Below are 368 nucleotides of genomic sequence, written 5' to 3' on the forward strand. Positions count from 1 at the left end.
AAGCGCCGGTGCGCGGTGGGCCCGGACGGACCGAAACAGGGCGGCAGCTGGGCCACGTGCACCCCGACGTCGCGACGAACACGATCGCCGCCAGCACCTCGCGGTCCCCGTAGCGGCGCCGACCACCCCCCAGCGGGCGGGTCGGCGCCGCCCGCACCACCAACATGAACAAAAACCACAACACGTCCGGCACCAGACGCTCCACGATCGTCACCGGACCAGCCTACAAGCCCAAATGAGACGTCTTCTTAGGGGCCCACGCACAGCCGTCGTCACAACCCGGGTTCCGATCCGATCGCACCCGACCTACGTAACGGCCCGACCCCGGTCGGTGTGATGCCGATCTTGTGCAGGTCCGGCGGTTGCGG

Annotated in this window: 1 pseudogene; it reads right to left on the bottom strand. The window is 69.0% G+C overall.

The annotated features are described in order from the left end of the window. Positions 1 to 166, bottom strand: a pseudogene (locus PUR61_RS03390) (transposase); the annotation flags it as partial. Between the last annotated feature and the right edge of the window lie 202 nt (positions 167 to 368).

Source organism: Streptomyces sp. BE20 (genome assembly GCF_036322525.1).
Lineage (GTDB): Bacteria > Actinomycetota > Actinomycetes > Streptomycetales > Streptomycetaceae > Kitasatospora.